Origin of the sequence: Saccharopolyspora pogona (assembly GCF_014697215.1) — a bacterium.
Taxonomy (GTDB): Bacteria; Actinomycetota; Actinomycetes; order Mycobacteriales; family Pseudonocardiaceae; genus Saccharopolyspora; species Saccharopolyspora hattusasensis.
In genome coordinates, this window is the sequence record NZ_CP031142.1 from 1221304 (window position 1) to 1237581 (window position 16278).

At 68.7% G+C, this 16278-nt stretch carries 16 protein-coding genes; 4 read left to right on the forward strand and 12 right to left on the reverse strand.

Going from position 1 to position 16278, the window contains the following annotated elements; genetic code table 11:
- Positions 1-82: 82 nt before the first annotated feature.
- On the forward strand, positions 83-1096 hold the full coding sequence (locus tag DL519_RS05185; protein WP_223838460.1) for a M14 family zinc carboxypeptidase: 1014 nt from the start codon (positions 83-85) through the stop codon (positions 1094-1096).
- A 396-nt stretch (positions 1097-1492) separates the two neighbouring features.
- Here DL519_RS05185 and DL519_RS05190 read toward each other — a convergent pair whose 3' ends face one another.
- Complete coding sequence (locus DL519_RS05190; RefSeq protein ID WP_190813113.1) at positions 1493-2050, reverse strand: class IV adenylate cyclase; 558 nt, start codon at positions 2048-2050, stop codon at positions 1493-1495.
- A gap of 13 nt (positions 2051-2063) precedes the next feature.
- Positions 2064-2702, reverse strand: a complete 639-nt coding sequence (locus DL519_RS05195) for an XRE family transcriptional regulator (RefSeq protein WP_223838461.1) — start codon at positions 2700-2702, stop codon at positions 2064-2066.
- A 270-nt stretch (positions 2703-2972) separates the two neighbouring features.
- Here DL519_RS05195 and DL519_RS05200 point away from each other — a divergent pair, with 270 nt between their 5' ends.
- Entirely contained in the window at positions 2973-3143 is a 171-nt protein-coding gene (locus tag DL519_RS05200) for a hypothetical protein (protein WP_190813114.1), read from the forward strand.
- Between the two features lie 56 nt (positions 3144-3199).
- Here DL519_RS05200 and DL519_RS05205 read toward each other — a convergent pair whose 3' ends face one another.
- Positions 3200-3562 (reverse strand): hypothetical protein, encoded by a 363-nt coding sequence (locus DL519_RS05205; RefSeq protein WP_190813115.1) that lies wholly within the window; start codon positions 3560-3562, stop codon positions 3200-3202.
- Positions 3563-3698: 136 nt separating this feature from the next.
- On the opposite strand from DL519_RS05205, the gene DL519_RS05210 reads away from it, so the two are divergent.
- Positions 3699-3914 carry a hypothetical protein gene (locus tag DL519_RS05210; protein WP_190813116.1) on the forward strand — a complete coding sequence of 72 codons (216 nt, stop codon included), beginning with the start codon at positions 3699-3701 and terminating at the stop codon, positions 3912-3914.
- 262 nt (positions 3915-4176) lie between these two features.
- Here DL519_RS05210 and DL519_RS05215 read toward each other — a convergent pair whose 3' ends face one another.
- From DL519_RS05215 to DL519_RS05245, 7 genes are all read right to left on the reverse strand, one after another.
- On the reverse strand, positions 4177-5442 hold the full coding sequence (locus tag DL519_RS05215; protein WP_190813117.1) for a tyrosine-type recombinase/integrase: 1266 nt from the start codon (positions 5440-5442) through the stop codon (positions 4177-4179).
- 500 nt (positions 5443-5942) lie between these two features.
- The gene (locus DL519_RS05220; protein ID WP_190813118.1) at positions 5943-6137 is read right to left on the reverse strand and encodes a ferredoxin; all 195 of its coding nucleotides are present in this window, start codon (positions 6135-6137) and stop codon (positions 5943-5945) included.
- Positions 6138-6166: 29 nt separating this feature from the next.
- Positions 6167-7396 carry a cytochrome P450 gene (locus DL519_RS05225; RefSeq protein WP_190813119.1) on the reverse strand — a complete coding sequence of 410 codons (1230 nt, stop codon included), beginning with the start codon at positions 7394-7396 and terminating at the stop codon, positions 6167-6169.
- Between the two features lie 22 nt (positions 7397-7418).
- Positions 7419-8600 carry an NAD(P)/FAD-dependent oxidoreductase gene (locus tag DL519_RS05230; RefSeq protein WP_190813120.1) on the reverse strand — a complete coding sequence of 394 codons (1182 nt, stop codon included), beginning with the start codon at positions 8598-8600 and terminating at the stop codon, positions 7419-7421.
- On the reverse strand, positions 8597-8797 hold the full coding sequence (locus DL519_RS05235; RefSeq protein ID WP_190813121.1) for a ferredoxin: 201 nt from the start codon (positions 8795-8797) through the stop codon (positions 8597-8599). The genes DL519_RS05230 and DL519_RS05235 overlap by 4 nt, the downstream gene beginning before the upstream one ends.
- A gap of 28 nt (positions 8798-8825) precedes the next feature.
- On the reverse strand, positions 8826-9476 hold the full coding sequence (locus DL519_RS05240) for a TetR/AcrR family transcriptional regulator (protein ID WP_190813122.1): 651 nt from the start codon (positions 9474-9476) through the stop codon (positions 8826-8828).
- A gap of 2 nt (positions 9477-9478) precedes the next feature.
- The gene (locus tag DL519_RS05245) at positions 9479-10702 is read right to left on the reverse strand and encodes a cytochrome P450 (RefSeq protein ID WP_190813123.1); all 1224 of its coding nucleotides are present in this window, start codon (positions 10700-10702) and stop codon (positions 9479-9481) included.
- 129 nt (positions 10703-10831) lie between these two features.
- On the opposite strand from DL519_RS05245, the gene DL519_RS05250 reads away from it, so the two are divergent.
- Entirely contained in the window at positions 10832-12256 is a 1425-nt protein-coding gene (locus DL519_RS05250; protein WP_190813124.1) for an MFS transporter, read from the forward strand.
- 120 nt (positions 12257-12376) lie between these two features.
- Here the strand turns inward: DL519_RS05250 and DL519_RS05255 are convergent, their stop codons facing one another.
- Both DL519_RS05255 and DL519_RS05260 read right to left on the reverse strand, forming a co-directional pair.
- Positions 12377-13567 carry a L,D-transpeptidase gene (locus tag DL519_RS05255; RefSeq protein WP_223838462.1) on the reverse strand — a complete coding sequence of 397 codons (1191 nt, stop codon included), beginning with the start codon at positions 13565-13567 and terminating at the stop codon, positions 12377-12379.
- A 74-nt stretch (positions 13568-13641) separates the two neighbouring features.
- Positions 13642-16260, reverse strand: coding sequence for a GH92 family glycosyl hydrolase (locus DL519_RS05260; RefSeq protein ID WP_190813125.1), 2619 nt, complete (start codon positions 16258-16260; stop codon positions 13642-13644).
- Between the last annotated feature and the right edge of the window lie 18 nt (positions 16261-16278).

Consider the following 16278-nt stretch of genomic DNA (forward strand, 5'->3'; position numbering starts at 1 on the left):
CGCCGTCGGTTCGTTGCTTGCGCAACGCAATCGGGCTGCCGATCTTGTGGTTCGGTCGTTCGGCGGGGCAGACTCCTGCGTCATGGCGAAGTCGACGCGCATAGCGCTGCTTTCCGTTGTCGTAGCAGTCCTTTCCGTGCTGGGGTTCGTCGCGCCGTCCCAGGCGGCGCCGCCCGGCCGGATCGGTCCCCGGCCCAGCACCGCCGAGTTGGCCCGGAAGTTGGACGAACTCCAGAGGCGGAGCCACGGCGCGATCGAGGTCTCCGCGATCGGCAAGTCCAACCAGGGCCGGCCGGTGTGGAGCGCGAGGGTTGGCGACGGGCCGCTGCGCGTCCTCTACGTCACCCAGCAGCATGGCGAAGAGCCGCTCGGCACCCCGGCCGCGCTGGAGTTCCTGCGCGAGGTCGGGGTCGGCCAGAGCCGCTACCAGCGCTGGCTGCGGTCGCAGGTGACCGTTGACATCGTGGTGCGGGCCAACCCGGACGGTCACGAGCTGAACTGGCGGTACAACTACGCCCCGGACGCGGCTCCGGAGTACGGCGAAGCGGGCAAGGGTTACGACATCAACCGCTACCACGACCCGGCGGTCGCGCCCGAGAACAATCCCGCTACCGAGGCGGGCCTGATCCAGCGCCACTACGCGGAGTTCCAGCCGCAGATCGTGGTCGACTACCACATGCAGGGCCGCTACGTCGACGGTGGCGGACGCGAGATCACCGCATCGCTGATGTGGCCGACGAACCCGGGCGTTACGCCGAGCAACCTTGAGCTGGCCAAGCAGATCTCGGTGGTGGCGCAGCGGTCGATGACCGATGGCGGGGCGAACGTTTCGCGGTACCCCGGCGGCGACTACCAGGGCATCGCCCGCAACGCCTACGGCCTGCGCGGCAGCGGCAGCGTGCTCATCGAGCTCAGCGACATGGGCCCGCAGCACGAGCAGGCGCAGATCGATTCGGCGCTGAGGTCCATGTCGGCCATCGCGCGGAGCGCGGCCGACGGTTCGCTCGGGACGATCGACCCGGCCGATGCGGACGCGATCCCGCCGCGCGGCGAGCCGATCCCGCAGGCCGCTGCGGCCGGCACGCATGCCGACTGACACGAGCGAGAACTGCCCGGACTTCGCCGAAATCCGGGCAGTTCCTCGTGCGCAGGGGCGCGTGAACACCACGACCATGATCAAAATCAAGCAACCACGATCGCGGCCTGCACCAAGGCCTTCCCCGCCGTAACCAGCTGAACCGTTCACGCAACGTGTAAAAACCCTTGGGTGGCTCAGCCGCCTCTTCGGGTTGCTCAGCCGCCCAAGGGTGCCCTTTTCTCGAAGGCTCTTGGCGCTGACCTGGGAAAACGCCGGTCACGGGTGGTGTGACCGGCGGTTTGGTTGTGCATAGTCTATACGCTGCTGATCTGCTGTTAGTACGTAGTGTGACGGTTTCGAGCCCACGTTTGCCCCACGCGGTTGATCACGGTTTGCCCCACGGACATGGGCGGCTTAACTGCGCCGGGCGGCGACTGCGTCGGTGTACTTCTCTGCCGTGATGTCGTCGCTGGTGATGCCGAGCGAGTCGAGCACGGCCCGGACCGCGTCGAGACCGGTGGCGACCCCGGTCTTGTCTGGGACGACGGTTTCGACCTCAAGGAAGGTGTCGTCGAGTTCGGGCACGTGCACCAGAGTCGCGAGCATGTCGCGGCCGTGTTCGGTGAACCTGAAGTTTCGGCAGTGCTTCTCGAACGCAATGCGCTCCACCAGCCCGAGCATCGCCAACAGAGCAGCGACCGGCTCGGCGTCGGCGAGGGTGGTCTCGTGCTCCGGTTTCGACCCGCTGTCGTGCACCGGGGGCTCCTTGAACGTGAGCACGGTCGTGGTTGTCGTGGCCGTTTCCACCACGCGCACACGGACCTCGTAACCCTGTCCGTCGAGACTGCCGGACGGCCAGTCGAAATACCGGTCGCGGTAGGTTTGCACCTGCTCCTCTGCACGTTCGCGGAGCCGCGCCCGGACCGTTTCGGGGTCGCCGACGCGAGCCTTGAGTTCTGCCTCGACCGCCACCGTGGAACCCTCCCTAGATCACCTGCCGGGACTGTGCCCGTAGCTCGTCGGTGAACCTACGGAACCCACGGTGCAGCGCGCCATGCGCCGACGCGGCGATCTTGTACATCGGTGAGGTATGCCCCTCGTGTTCTTCCCCGAACGCGGACACGAACTGCACATTGTCGAGTGCCAGCACCCGCCACGTTGGCAACATGTCGTAGAAGTACACCTCGACCTGAGCGCCGGTTTGCCCGCGCAACTCTCGGAGCCGAGCGACGCACAAGCTGACGCCGGAGGCGAACGACTCGTGCGACTCGCCGACCTCTGCGGCGCGACGCTCGGCGGCCGTGCTGTCCGGGTCCAGGAGCAACGCCCGGAACACGGGACGGTTCAGGGCGACGGTGGCGCGGAGAAGCGAGTCGTTCATGCCGATGATGCCGAGCCCGCGCACCGCGAGGATTTCGATCGTCCGGGCTGTCGAGGCGGCCTTCCTGATCTCCGGTGTGGCGTCGGCCTGCGACCGGTAGGCGGCGAGCATCTCAGCCCGTCCGATCGGTCCGAGATGGTCGAGTCCGGACGGATGCACCGGGGCGAGCCCGAGCAATACGCGAGTCTCGTCGGGCATGGCGAGGCCGTCGGCGATGCGCTCGAATACGTCGAACGCGGTCACCGTGCGGCTTCTCCGCAAGATCTCAGAGATCCGGCCTTGCAGGATGCCAGTCGCCATTGCCAACTGGGTCTGACTCGCTCCGGTACCGCGCTGGATTGCCCGAAGGATGGCGGCGACGTCGCGCCGTTGACATGCCTGCCGCATGTCGTCCCCATTCCACACGGACGTGGGAATGGTCAGGGTCTCCCAGGCGGCCATCGGAAAACTATCTCACAGTGAGATAACCGGCGTGATATGGGCTAACCGGGCGAAAATGGCGATCTTCAAGACATGCATGACGCGCTGGGGATGTTGCTCGGGCTGCTGGCCTGGTCGGTGATCTTTATCCCGCTGTTCATAGTGTGGTGGCTGCCGGGGCACCGGCAGCGGCAGGGGCTCAAGGCGGCGGCTAGGCGTCGGGATGAACGGCTTCGTCGTCGCACTCCGGGGCGTGCCACGTGATCGGGCAGCGCTCCGGGCTGGTGATCTTGGCGCGACTGCGGCCGGAATTCGCGCCGTCAGGCGGCCCGCCGGAGGTTCACGCCTACCCGGTCCCCGCTGACAAGCTCGGCGAGTCGGGCGCGTTGACCGCACCATGCGGTCACGTGCTCGAACGGGGCAAGGGTGAGCAGGTCGCCATTTTCACGGGCACGCCGTGCGTGCCGTGCCTGCTGTACACGCTGGGCGCTGACGATGCCGTCAACACGGCCGGGCAGCGCCCCGAGCTCCCGTGTCCTGAAGCGGTCCAGGTCGGCGAGGTTACCGACTCTGGTCGCTACGCCGTCGGGCTCCGGGGCCATCAGGTTCGACACCTCGTCGCGGATAACGCGATCCGGTCCACGTTGGACGGGCGCGACGTTGTGCATACGGCGTGCGGTCATCTCGGGTGGCGACCATTGGAGTCCGCGCCGGAACACTGGCCACTGTGCACCGAATGCGCCGAAGTGACCGGAGTGGTCACCTAGCCGTGCGGTCACCACACCGACGCGGCGTCGCATCGTCGCATCCGGATACAGCGTGACGTGGTCCGGTGATCTCGCCGATGAGCTCGCCGATCTGCCAACAAAGCGCCGCTTCACCCTCCCGAAGATCACCGTCCCCGACGCCCCGATGCTCGCCGATGAGAAAGCCGTCGAAGCCGAACGCGCCGTCGCGAAACACGTCGCGTACAGCCGTCCCCCGGTCACGCGGAGGCTACTCGCCGACGCGCTAGCCGGATCGCAACGGCTGTAGAGGGCGTGGGTGTCTCGCTTGACCTTGGTCGGCCCGTCGGCGAGGTCGAGCCGGTATCCGGCGCGTAGCCATGCGGCGAAACGGCCGAGCGGGCCGTCTGGGCGTTCGGAGGGGATGTGCTCGACCTGGTCGAGGTCGAGCAATCCACGAACCGCAGATGCTGGTTTCCCTTGCTGCCCCCCTGCGGTCCGGAAGCTTGCCGACGGCGGTCGCGACGGTTTCGAGTTCACCGCTGGCGGCGTGCACGGCACGCCAGGACTCCTCACGCCCGGCGGCGAGTGCTTGTGCGGGCTCGCCTGATGCCGCCGAGCTGGTCGACGGCGGTCGCCAGGCGGGCGGCGGTAGTGGTGAACCGCTCGTCGAGCTGGCGATGGATCTCGTCGAGGTTGGCTCGGAACGCGCCAAGGGCCGCCCGAAGGTGCCGCGTCGGCGGCTCCGGCGGCATATCCGGCCCGTCGATCGTGCTCGTCCAGCGGGCAAGATCCTCAACCCGGACCCGCTGAATGTAGTTGCGTGTCGTTTTGGGGCTGGCGTGCCCGGCGAGCGCCTGCAAGTGCTGAAGCGGCGCGCCCGCGTCGGACAACGTCGTCAGCAGCGTCCGCCGCATGTCATGCCACACGGCATCAGGAACGCCCGCCACCACCGGCGCCCGGTCGAACGCGTCCCGCAGTCGCCGGATACCGATCGGCGCGCCGTCGGCGTCGGCGAACACCCACACCTGGCCGTCGCGGACGTTGTTACGGAAGTGATGATCGAGCGCGGCCGTCAGCCGCAGCGTCAACGGAATCTCGATCCCGGCGCGATGCCCCTTGGTGTGCTCGCGCCAGACGCCGTCAGGGTCGACCGAACCGACCAACCGAAGCCGACGGCGGACGAGGTTGACGTCCTGCACCCGGAGCCCGGCGACCTCGGAGATCCGGAGCCCCGTGTCGCGGGAGATCAGGATCGCCACCCACAGGTGATAGGGCATGGCGCACGTCAGCAGCCCGATCATGTCGTCGAGCAGTAGTTCCCGCTGCTGGCGCACTTCGGTAGGTAGCGGGACGTTCCAGTCGACGGAGCGGGCCGTCGTGTATCCCTCCCGGCCCGCCTGGTTGATGATGTGGCCGAGCACCGTCACGTATCCCTCGCACGTCGAGTGCGACATCCCCGCCCGGTTCGCCGCCGCCACCACCGACCGCGCCGAGTTCTCGTCGATCTGGTCGACCCGCACGTGTTCGCCGAAGTGCTTCGCGAGCTGGCGGGCGATCGAGTGGTACCGCTTGCGGGTCGACGGGCGCACGTGCGGAAGCGCGTCGATCGCCTCGTGCGCGTACTCCGCCAACGTCGGCGCACCGGAGACCGGCGAGACGTCCGGGTCGCCGCTGTAGAGGCGAACGATCTCCCGCACCGCCTTGCGAGCGGCGGCGAGCGCCGCGTCTTCGCTGGGGTGCGATCCGGCGCGTTGCTTGCGGCGCGTGATCGGGTGGCGGTACCGGGCGGACCAGTTGCCGGAAGGAAGTTCCCCGGCCCATACCTGCTTACTCATCGCTGAACCTCTCTCGTAAGGTTCAGCGCCATGCACGACCAGGGGGCACGCTAGCCCGCGTGGGACGGCCGCGTCGAGCACGGAAGATGATCTCGTGGGGCAACCCGTGAGGCACATCCCACGCATCACCCACATCCGTGCAGGTCACGACCGGTTCCAGCGCGAACCCGCTAAAGGGGCCCCTCACCTCGGTTCAGGCTCGGGTTCGGGTTCGCCAGCCTGCCGTGAACTAGGTGTTCTCGGTCGGCCTGCGGATCTTCTACGTCTGGCGCTACAACAACAGCGGGAAGTCGGTGCTCGCGGTCGTCCTCGCTCACGCCGCGTGCAACGTCGTCTTCACCTACTTGCCGCAGGAGTACGGCAGCCCGCTGCGGGTCCGGTTGGTCGTCGCGGTGGTACTCCGCTGGGGACCCCGCCCTAGCCGGAGCCCCATCGACGACGCCGTCTCCCGCAGCCCCCTGGCGGGCGATGTGCTCCCCAGGCCGCGATTCGGGCCCCGGTCATTCGTCCACGGTGATGGCCAGCGCCGGGCACACCACCGCGGCCTGCCGGACGTCCGCAGCCAGCTCCACGGGCGGATTCGCGTTGAGCAGCACAACGATTCCGTCCTCGTCGCGCTGGTCGAATACCTCCGCGGCGGCCGTCACGCACTGCCCGGAAGCGACGCACTTGTCCTGGTCGATCGTCACCTTCATGGTTCTCCTCCGCTTTGGTGGGAATTCGGCTACCAGGTCACCGGCAGGCGGTAGACGCCGTAGACCGAACCGTCGTGCTTGAACGGGATCTGCGACAGGTCCTCGGCCAGTCGCAGGGTTGGAATGCGGCGGTAGAGCTTGCCGTAGACGACCTGCAGCTCCATGCGCGCGAGCGGCTGCCCGAGGCATTGGTGCACGCCGAACCCGAAGGCCACGTGGTGGCGGGCGTCGCGGGTCAGGTCCAGCCGGTCGGGTTCGGGGAAGGCCTCGGGATCGCGGTTGCCGATGTCGTTGGGCATGATCAGCCCGTCGCCGGCGCGGATGACGTGACCGGCGATCTCGATGTCCTCGAGCGCCACTCGACGCCGACCGTTGTGCGTGATGTGCAGGTATCGCAGCAGTTCTTCGACCGCCCCGGCGATCAGCTTCGGGTCGTCGGATTCGCGCAGGACCGCCAGCTGATCGGGGTTCTCCAGCAGTGCCAGGGTGCCGAGGGCGATCATGTTCGCGGTGGTCTCGTGACCGGCGATCAGGAGCAGCACACCCATCTGCGCAGCTGCCTGCCGGGACAGCTTCCCGGCCGTGACCCGCTCGGCCAAGCGCGAGAGCAGGTCGTCGCCGGGGTTTTCGAGCTTCGCGCCCACCAGGTCGTCCAGGTAGGCGGCGAGCCGGCTCAGGGCGGCGGTCCGGTCGTCGGGGCTCGCGTCCCGCTTGATGATGGTCTTGCTGTTCTCCTGGAAGAAATCGTGGTCGGAGTAGGGGACCCCGAGTAGTTGGCAGATCACCAGCGAGGGCACCGGCAGCGCGAACGCCTCGACCAGGTCCACCGGCTTCGGGCCGGCCAGCACGTCGTCGATCAGGTCGTCCACGATCTTCTGCACGGTCGGCCGCATCGCCTCGACCCGCTTGATGGTGAACGGCGCGGTCACCATCCGCCGCAACCGCGCGTGCTCCGGATCGTCCATCAGTATGAAGCTGATGCTGGAGCTGCCCGGCCTGATCGGGGCCGAACTGGGATAGCCGGGGCGGGTGATGTCGGCGCTGACCCGCGGGTCGGCCAGCAGCGCCCGCTGGTCGGCGTAGCGTGTCACCAGCCACGGCATGCTGCCGTCCCACAGCCGGACCTTCGCGAGCGGGCCCGCCTCCTGCTTGGTCCGCAGCTCCGGCGGCGGATCGAACGGGCAGCCCGCCGCCCGTGCCATCGGGTACTCCGGGACGTCCGTGGAGTTCTCGCCAACCGGGTTCAGCACATCGGTCATCGCTTGCCTTCCTGAGCTGTTGTCACGGGACCGGCGCGGAGAGCGCATCGACGACTTCCTGGCGGCGCAGGCGGCATTGCTTGGGCATGTTCCAGCCCAGCACGCCGGCGACCTTGCCGTTGTGCTGGTACCGCGCGACGAATCGCCGCTCCGCCGTGCTCCCGTCCACAATGGTCACTTCTGCGTCCCCGTTGGGAAGTCCGTGCACCTGGATCTTGGTGTCGAACTGGTCGGTCCAGAAGTGGGGGACCGGGACGTAGGGCTGGTCCTCGCCGAGGATGTTGGCGGCCACGGCGTTGGCCTGCTGGGTGGCGTTGGTCCGGTTCTCCAGCCGCAGCGAGGTGCCGAGCGCGTCGTGCTGCCAGCGGGCCACGTCCCCTGCGCCGTAGATCCCCTCCGCCGCCCGGCAGCGGGAATCGCACACGAGCCCGTCGTCCACCCGAAGTCCGCTGCCGGCCAGCCATTCCGTCGCCGGGGTGGCTCCGAACGCCACCACGACCACGTCGGCGGGTAGCTCGTCGCCGGTGTCCAGGCGCACACCGGTGACCCGGCCGTGCCGTCCGGTCAGTCCGGTAACTGCGGTGCCCAACCGCAGGCAGACCCCGTGTTCGGCGTGCAGTTCGCCCAGCAGGTTGCCGAGCGACGAGCCGAACTGACTTTCCAGCGGCGCCTGCTGCGGGCCGGCCAGCGTCACTTTCGCGCCCATTTTCCTTGCGGTGGCGGCGATTTCGGTGCCGAGCACGCCGTCCCCGACGATGACGACACGCGAAGCGGCCAGCAAGGCAGGCCGCAAGGCCAGGGAATCGTCGAGGGTGCGCAGCACGTGGACACCGGTCAGTTCGCCTTGGCCGGGAAGCGTGCGGGGCCGGAGCCCGGTCGCCACGACGATCGCTTCGGCGCTCAGGGCAAGCCCGGACGCGGTGCGGACGGTGCGTGTGGCCACGTCCAGGCCTACCGCCGGATCACCGAGGATGATCTCGGAGTCCAGTTCGGACAGCGTCGCGGGCTGCCGGAGCCGGGTCCGCTCGGTATCCCAGGTTCCGGATAGCACCTGCTTGGACAGTGGTGGCCGGTCGTAAGGCGGGTGCGACTCGGCCCCCAGCAGGGTCAGACCGCCCCGATATCCCTTGCGCCGCAACGCCTCTGCGGTGGCAAGTCCGGCAGCGGAAGCGCCGACCACCAGCACGCCGGCGGGACCGCTCATGAGCTCTCGCCGAGCTCGATCGCGGCGGCCGGGCACATGCTGGCGGCCTCGCGGACGGAGGTGTGCAGCGACTCGACCGGTTCGGCGTCGAGCAGGATCACGATGCCGTCCTCCTCCCGCTGGTCGAACACCTCGGGGGCGAGCAGCGCGCATTGCCCCGCCCCGCAGCACTTCTCCTCGTCAACGGTCACCTTCAAGAGCAGTTCTCCTCTGCTTGGGGTCCGGTCAGGGGCGTGATGTGACTGGTGCCAGCCACATCCCGACGATCGCGTCGATCAGCCCGGCCGCGGCGTCGTGCCAGCTCAGCCGCGGCGTGGCAGTGCCCTCTGCGAGGGCGCGTTCGCGTTCGGCGCACATGTGGACCATCAGCTGGCGGGCCATGTCGCCGCGTTCCAGGTGCACGTCGATCGGCAGGTCGGGCAGGCAGCGGTTGAGCCCGTCGAGGACCTGCAGCAGCGACGGCGAGGTGAGCGCCTCGTCGATCATGATCTCGCGCAGCGCCGGGTCGGTCATCACCTGGGCGCCGAACCGGGCGAACCAGGTGGGGCTGCCGAGAGCGGCCAGGTGCTCGGTGGTGGGGCACACCAGGCAGGCGACCCAGTCCCGCACCTCGGTGGAGCCCTCGACCTCGGCGACCATCTCCAGCCGCAGCCGTTCGATCTGCTCGGCGTGCTTCCGCGCGATCGCCCGCACCAGGTCGGTCTTGGTGCCGAAGTGGTAGCCGACCGCGGCGTTGTTGCCCTGCCCCGCGGCCTCGCTGACCTGGCGGTTGGACACCGCGAACACCCCGTGCTCGGCGAACAGCCGTTCCGCCGCAGTCAGGATCTGCTCCCGCGTCGCGTTCACCCGGTCCGCCCGAACGGTCCTCCCGGCCATCGTCACCACCGCACCGGGAGTTCGCGCAGACCGCCGACGGCCAGTCCCTCGACCCGGTTCAGGTCCTCCACCGCGACGGCCAGTTCCAGCGTGGGAAGCCTCCGGAGTAGCACGTCGAGCACGGCCTGCAGTTCGGTGCGGGCCAGCGCCTGCCCCAGGCAGGAGTGCGCCCCGGCGCCGAAAGCCAGGTGGGGGTTCGGGTTTCGCCCGAGGTCCATCTCGTCGGCGCCGTCGAAGGCCGTGGCGTCGCGGTTGGCCGCGGCCATGCTGCACACCACGGTCGTGCCCGCGGGCAGCTTGGTGCCGGAAACCTCGGCCTCCTCGCTGATGTACCTCGGCATGCCGAACCCGGGGTTGGCGTCGAACCGCAGCGCTTCCTCCACCGCCGTGCGCACCAGCGTCCGGTCGGCGAGCAGCTGCTCCCACCGCCGCCGGTCGGAGAGCAGCATCGCCACCATCTTGCTGATCATGTTCGCGGTGGTCTCGTGTCCGGCGACCAGCAGGCCCTGGCCGGTGGCCACGAGCTGCCCGTCGGTCAGCCCACGCCCTTCGGCGTCCGTGGCCGTGATGAGCTCGCTGAGCAGGTCCGCACCGGGGTCTGCCCGCTTGGCGGCGACGTGGGCGGCCATGTAAGCGACGAACTCGGCCTGCGCCGCGTCGATTTCCTCCTGCCGGTACCGGGTCAGGTTGAGCAACGTGTCGGACCAGTACGCGAACTTGTCCCGGTCGCTGTCCGCAACGCCGAGCATGTTGCAGATGACCCACACCGGCAGCGGGAAACCCAGGTCCGCCTTGAGATCGGCTGGGGCGCCGCGCGCCACCATGTCGTCGATGAGGCGATCGGCCATCGCCTCGATCTCGGGCCGCAGCGCGGTCATCCGCCGCGCGGTGAACCATTTGGCGACCATCCGTCGCCACCGCTGGTGCCCATCGCCGGTCTGGGGCAGCGAGTCGGCCATCGAGCTGTTGAACACCCCGCCCGATTCATTGGCCGAGATCCGGGCCGCGCCGTCGGCGTTGAGCTGGCGGGTGAACCGCGGGTCGGACAGCACCTGCTTGACGTCCGCGTAGCGGGTGAGCAGCGCTGCCCCGTCCCCGCTGGGCAGCGTCACCCGCGCGACCGGGCATTCCTGCCGCAGTTGCGCCCACTCGGCCGGCGGCTCCAGCGCCGCCGTGCCGGGGATCGGGTAGCTCAGCGCTCGTTCGCTATCGACGTTGCCCGCCATGCATGCTCCTCCGGGTCGGTCGCCTGTCGGTGACCAGTTAACCGATTCCACTGGTTTAAGTCAAGCAATTGATTTAATGTCTGGTCTCGCAGAGTGACCACCCACGCATGCCCGACGGAGGCCCCCGACATGCCCAACGCCCCAGTCCAGCCCGTCGACATCGCGGTATCGAGCCCGCCGCGGTCCAACACCGTCGTGGTGGTACTGGCCTTCAGCGGGATCGTGGTCTCGTTGATGCAGACCCTGGTGATCCCACTGGTCCCCGTGCTGCCCGCGCTGCTGGGGGCGTCCGCGGCCGACTCCGCCTGGGCGATCACCACGACGCTGCTCGCCGGGGCCGTTGCGACCCCGGTGGTGGGGCGGCTGGGAGACATGTACGGCAAACGGCGCATGCTGCTGATCAGCCTGGCGCTGCTGGTGGCCGGTTCGGCTGCCTGCGGTCTCAGCAACGCGCTGGCGCCCATGATCGTCGGGCGGGCCCTGCAGGGCCTGGCAGCTGGTGTCATCCCGCTGGGGATCAGCATCATGCGCGACGAACTCCCGGCCGAACGACTGGGTTCGGCGACCGCGACGATGAGCGCCTCGCTGGGCGTCGGCGGCGCCCTCGGCCTGCCCGCGGCCGCTTTCCTGGCCGAACGCACCGACTGGCACATGCTGTTCTGGACGGCGGCAGGCCTGGGCGTCGTCGCGACCGCCCTCGTGGTGGCCTTCGTGCCGGAGTCCGCTGTGCGCACCGGAGGACGCTTCGACCTGGCGGGCGCGGCCGGGTTGTCGATCGGACTCATCTGCCTCCTGCTGGCCATCTCCAAGGGCGCGGAGTGGGGTTGGACCGGTGCCCGCGCCGGCGGCCTGCTCGGTGCCGGGGCTGTCGTGCTCCTTCTGTGGGGTTGGTGGGAACTGCACACCAGGCAGCCGCTGGTGGACCTGCGTACCACCGCTCGCCGCCAGGTTCTGCTGACCAACATCGCGTCCGCCGTGTTCGGGTTCGCGATGTTCGCGATGTCCCTGGTCCTGCCGCAGATCCTGCAGTTGCCCGCGGTCACCGGTTACGGCCTGGGGCAGACGATGGTCGTCGTGGGCTTGGTGATGGGGCCGTCCGGACTGGTGATGATGGCGATGGCGCCGCTGTCGGCGCGCGTTTCGAAGGCCAAGGGCCCCAACGTGACCCTGATGCTGGGCGCCGTCGTGGTCGCCACCGGCTACGGCCTGGGCATCGTGCTGATGTCCGGGGTCTGGCAGCTCATGCTGGTCTCCAGCGTGATCGGGGCGGGCATCGGCCTCGCCTACGGTGCGATGCCGGCGCTCATCATGGCGGCGGTGCCGGTGGGGGAGACCGCAGCGGCCAACAGCCTCAACACCCTGATGCGCGCCATCGGCACGTCGGTCTCCAGCGCGGTCGCGGGTGCGGTGCTGGCCCAGCTGACGGCGGCGTTCGGCTCACTGACGGTGCCGTCCCGGGAAGGCTTCCAGGTGATCATGGCGATGGGCGCGGCAGCGGCCGTAATCGCCCTCACGATCGCGGCCTTCCTCCCCCGGAAACCCCCGGCCAGCTAACCGCGGCGGTCGTCACGGGGCGTGAGTCCTTACTTAGGGCACCTATGGCAACGCTACGGCAACCCACGGACTCACGGCCCCGGACCTGCGGAAACGCGGTGAGTGATCCCCGCTGTGTGGTCAGCGGGGTTGGTAGAGGGCGCTGCCCTTGACGTAGTCCGGGTAGGGGATCGTCCAGTCCGGGATGTCCCCGTCGGCCGGAGTAAGCGGGCGGTCGGAACCGACGATCTCCACCGGGTCGCCGATCTGCACGAAGTCGAAGTACCACTTTCCGTTGGCTGGCGACAGGTTCACGCATCCGTGCGAGACGTTGGCGACGCCTTGTTGCCCGACGGTGGCGGCGTTGACGTGCACGAATTCGCCGTTGTTCGAGATTCGTACCGCGTTGGGCAGGACCTCGTCGTAGTAGCCGGCTTGGCCCTTCTGCGGGCCTCCCCAGGTGTCCGAGCGCATCCGCGTCGAGGTGTGCTTCTCGAAGGCGACGTGGGTGCCCGATTGGGTCGGGTAGACGCTCCTGCCGTAGGAGGCCGGGAACTGGCGGATCTGCTGTCCGTCCTGGAAGACGGTGAAGGTGTGGTCCTCGACGTTGCCGACCGCGCGCTGGTCCCGTCCGACGAGGAAGCTGCTCTCGTGGTCGGCGGTTCCCATGACGCCGCCGCCGGTGTCCACGCCGTACAGCCGCGCGCGCACCCGGACGCTGGTTCCGGGTTGCCAGAAGTCCTTGGGGCGCCAGTTGACCTGTTCGTCGCTCATCCAGTGGAACGAGCCTTCGGTCGGCACCGACGGCTCGACCGACAGGCGGCGTTCGACGGTGGCCCGGTCGGTCACCGGCTTGCTGAAGTAGATCGACACCGGCATCGCGATGCCGACCGTGTCGCCGTCGGTGGGCCGGGTCCTCTCCACGGTGACGGTGTCCACGGGTGTGGCGGTGCGGAACGTCGAGTTCAGCGGGACTGAGGGCTTGCGCTCCACGTCCTCGGCCTGGGCCCTCACGTGGTAGGTCTTGCCGAACTCCAGCGGCACCGTCGAGCGCCACCTGCGGCCGCCGTCGCTCAGCGAACCGGGCACCGCAGTTCCCCCGTCTGTGGTAATCGCGACCGAGGTGAGCGTGCCCTCGTGCGCGGAGACGACCAGGGGCTCGCTGGGGGCGATCTGGCCGGCCCGATCCGGTACCGAGGCCGTCACGCTCGCCACGGACGGCTTGGGTTCCGAGCACGAGGTCAGCGCGCAGGCGAGCACGCTTCCGACGACCAGCCCCGCTGTTGTGACCCGCATCCCGGCCCCCATCCCCGCAGCCATCCGACTCGACATCGACACCACTGTCCGGGGCCGATGCGAATGTCTCAACACGATCATGCGGTCGTGAACGGCTAGGAAGAGGTCCGTCACTTGCCGGGGAGGTGCTGGGGTTCCCACTGCTGAGCCTTGGTGCCGTTGCACTCCCAAAGTCGCGCCGCCGCGCCGCCGCTCCCGACGTCCATGCACTTCCCGAGCGCGCGGAGGGTGCCCTCGCCGTGGTCGGTCCACCGCTGGGCTCCGGTCTGGTCGCAGGTCCACAGCCGGATCGGGGTGCCGTCCTTGGTGTCCGAGTCGGCGACGTCCACGCACTTGCCGGACAAGCCGACGATCGCACCCGTCGGCCCCGCCGGGGGCGGCGCGTCGTAGGACGGCGGCGCGTCCGCCGGGGAGCTTCCCCAGGTGGTGTCGGGCTCGTCGCCCAGGGCGAAGTCCAGCGTGCCGCCCGTCTCGACGAAATCCTCGCCGAGCCACGGTTTCGTGCTTTCGGCCCCGTTTACTTTCAGGCCGTGCACGTACTTGGTGTTCTCGGCGGCACCTGGCGCGTTGATCGTGATCTTGGTGCCGTTGCCCCGGTCGATGACCACCGAGGAGAACAGCGGGCTGGCGAGCACCAACTCGGCCCGCCCCGGAGCCTGCGGGTACATGCCGATCGAGGCCCAGACCGCCCAGGACGACATCTGGCCGAGGTCGTCGTTGCCGACCTCGCCGTCGGGCGTCGACTTGAACAACTCCACGAGCGCGCGGCGGACGATGTCCTGCGTCTTGTGCGGTTGCCCGGCGTATGCGTACGCCCACGGGGTGTTCAGCGTGGGCTCGTTGCCTAGGTAGGCGGTGGGCTCGTCGGGACCTCCGTTGAGCTCGGTGAAGAAGGCGTCCAGCCGCGAGGTGACCCGCTCGTCGCCGCCCATCAGGTCGAACAGCGCCCGGTGGTTGTAGGGGACCATCCAGGTGTACTGCGCGCCGTTGCCTTCGACGTACTCGTCGTGCTGCACGGGGTCGAACGATGGCCAGGAGCCGTCGGCGTTGCGCGGCTGGAGGTACTCGTTGCCGGGATTGAAGAGGTTCTTCCAGTTCTGTGCGTGGGTCATGAACGCGTCGTGCACGTCCGCGGCTCCGATGCGGCCGGCCAGCTGCGCCACGGCGAAGTCCGCGCTGGTGTACTCGAGAGTGGTGGACGCCGATCCCCACACGCCGTTCACGCCCGGAGGCACGTAGCCGAGCGAGTTGTACTGGTTGTAGCCCGCGCGTTCGCTGGGGTTCGCGGCGCCGTCGACCATCCTCTTGAGCGCCCCGGCTGCGTCGAAGTCGGTGGCGCCGAAGGCGTAGGAGCTGGCGATGATGATCGGCAGCGGGTCTCCGACCATGACACCGGTGCCGCCGTTGGCCACCGTCCAGCGGTCGAAGTACCCGCCCTGAACGGACTGGTTGAGCGCGGACTGCGCGATGTCGGAGGCGATGTCGGGTGCGATCAGCGCGACGAGCGGGATCTGCGAGCGGTAGACGTCCCAGCCGGAGAAGTTGGCGTACTGGGCATGTCCTTCGGTCGCCGCGTGCACCTGCCCGTCGAACCCGGTGTACTCGCCGTTGGTGTCGCTGAAGACGTTCGGGTGCAGCAGCGAGTGGTAGAGGCCGGTGTAGAGGCGCCGGCGGTCCTCATCGGTGCCACCGCCGACGTCGATACGGCCGAGCATCCCGTTCCACGCGGCGCGGGTGCCGTCGCGGATCTCGTCGAAGCTCTTCGCAACCTGCTCGGCTTCCGCGTTGGCCTTGGCGTTCTCCGCGCTGACGAACGAGATTCCGACCCGGGCGACGACCGGGGAATCGGTGCTGGTGTCGAACTTCACGAACGCCTGCGCCCCGTCGCCGGCCTCGGAATGGGCGGGCGACGGGCTGGCGTGCTTGGTCGGCTGCGGGGCGATGCCTGCTGATGCGCCGGAGATCTGGGTGCGGTTGTGGTCGACCTCGCCAGACTCCACGACTCCGGTGCTCGAGAAATCGCGGTCGAAGCTGGCGTGGAAGTAGACCTTGTACCGGTTCCCCGCCCCGCAGAATCCGCCGCTCTCGCTGTACCCGCTGATGGTGTTGGTGCCGATGGTCAGCGAACCGGTCGCGTTGTTGAACGCCTTGGCCGCGTCGATGGACAGCGCGGCTTGCTGCCCCTGCGGATAGGTGAAGCGGGCGATTCCGGAGCGTTGGGTGGCGGCCAGCTCCGCCTTCAGACCGTTGTCGAAGGTGACCCCGTAGGTGCCGGGTGCGGCGGATTCGTTGCTGTGGGAGAAGGTGTAGTTTTCCACCGGGCGATCGCCGACGACGGGCATGAACGGGATGTTGCCGAAGTCCCCGCAGCCCGCGCCGGAAATGTGGGTGAGGCTGAAGCCGCGGATCCGGTTGTCGTCGCGGAAGTATCCGCCGTGCTGGTAGGTTTCCGTGTCCGGGCTCCACTGCATCATGCCGAACGGGGCCACCGCGCCGGGGAAAGTGTTGCCCGCGCCGCCGCCGTGGCCGAAGTCCGGCCCGCCGGGCTTGGTGCCGACGAACGTGTTGACGTACTGCGCCGGATCGCCGGCCATCGCCGCGGTTCCGGCCGGTGCGGCTGCGGCAGCCGACGGCAGGGCGGCCGCCACAACCGATATTGCGAGCAGTGCGGTGAACTGGGATTTTCTGCTCGGCCTCAGATGAATTCGCCTTCTCGATTCGTTCATCATGCTCCTGTTCGGGAGGGA

What these genes read in the sequence shown, in the direction of transcription:
- DL519_RS05185 (WP_223838460.1), top strand. Translation starts at nt 83, where the DNA reads ATGGCGAAGTCGACGCGCATAGCGCTGCTTTCCGTTGTCGTAGCAGTC.
- DL519_RS05200 (WP_190813114.1), top strand. Translation starts at nt 2,973, where the DNA reads ATGCATGACGCGCTGGGGATGTTGCTCGGGCTGCTGGCCTGGTCGGTG.
- DL519_RS05205 (WP_190813115.1), bottom strand. Translation starts at nt 3,562, where the DNA reads ATGACCGCACGCCGTATGCACAACGTCGCGCCCGTCCAACGTGGACCG.
- DL519_RS05215 (WP_190813117.1), bottom strand. Translation starts at nt 5,442, where the DNA reads ATGAGTAAGCAGGTATGGGCCGGGGAACTTCCTTCCGGCAACTGGTCC.
- DL519_RS05220 (WP_190813118.1), bottom strand. Translation starts at nt 6,137, where the DNA reads ATGAAGGTGACGATCGACCAGGACAAGTGCGTCGCTTCCGGGCAGTGC.
- DL519_RS05225 (WP_190813119.1), bottom strand. Translation starts at nt 7,396, where the DNA reads ATGACCGATGTGCTGAACCCGGTTGGCGAGAACTCCACGGACGTCCCG.
- DL519_RS05230 (WP_190813120.1), bottom strand. Translation starts at nt 8,600, where the DNA reads ATGAGCGGTCCCGCCGGCGTGCTGGTGGTCGGCGCTTCCGCTGCCGGA.
- DL519_RS05240 (WP_190813122.1), bottom strand. Translation starts at nt 9,476, where the DNA reads ATGGCCGGGAGGACCGTTCGGGCGGACCGGGTGAACGCGACGCGGGAG.
- DL519_RS05245 (WP_190813123.1), bottom strand. Translation starts at nt 10,702, where the DNA reads ATGGCGGGCAACGTCGATAGCGAACGAGCGCTGAGCTACCCGATCCCC.
- DL519_RS05250 (WP_190813124.1), top strand. Translation starts at nt 10,832, where the DNA reads ATGCCCAACGCCCCAGTCCAGCCCGTCGACATCGCGGTATCGAGCCCG.
- DL519_RS05255 (WP_223838462.1), bottom strand. Translation starts at nt 13,567, where the DNA reads ATGTCGAGTCGGATGGCTGCGGGGATGGGGGCCGGGATGCGGGTCACA.
- DL519_RS05260 (WP_190813125.1), bottom strand. Translation starts at nt 16,260, where the DNA reads ATGATGAACGAATCGAGAAGGCGAATTCATCTGAGGCCGAGCAGAAAA.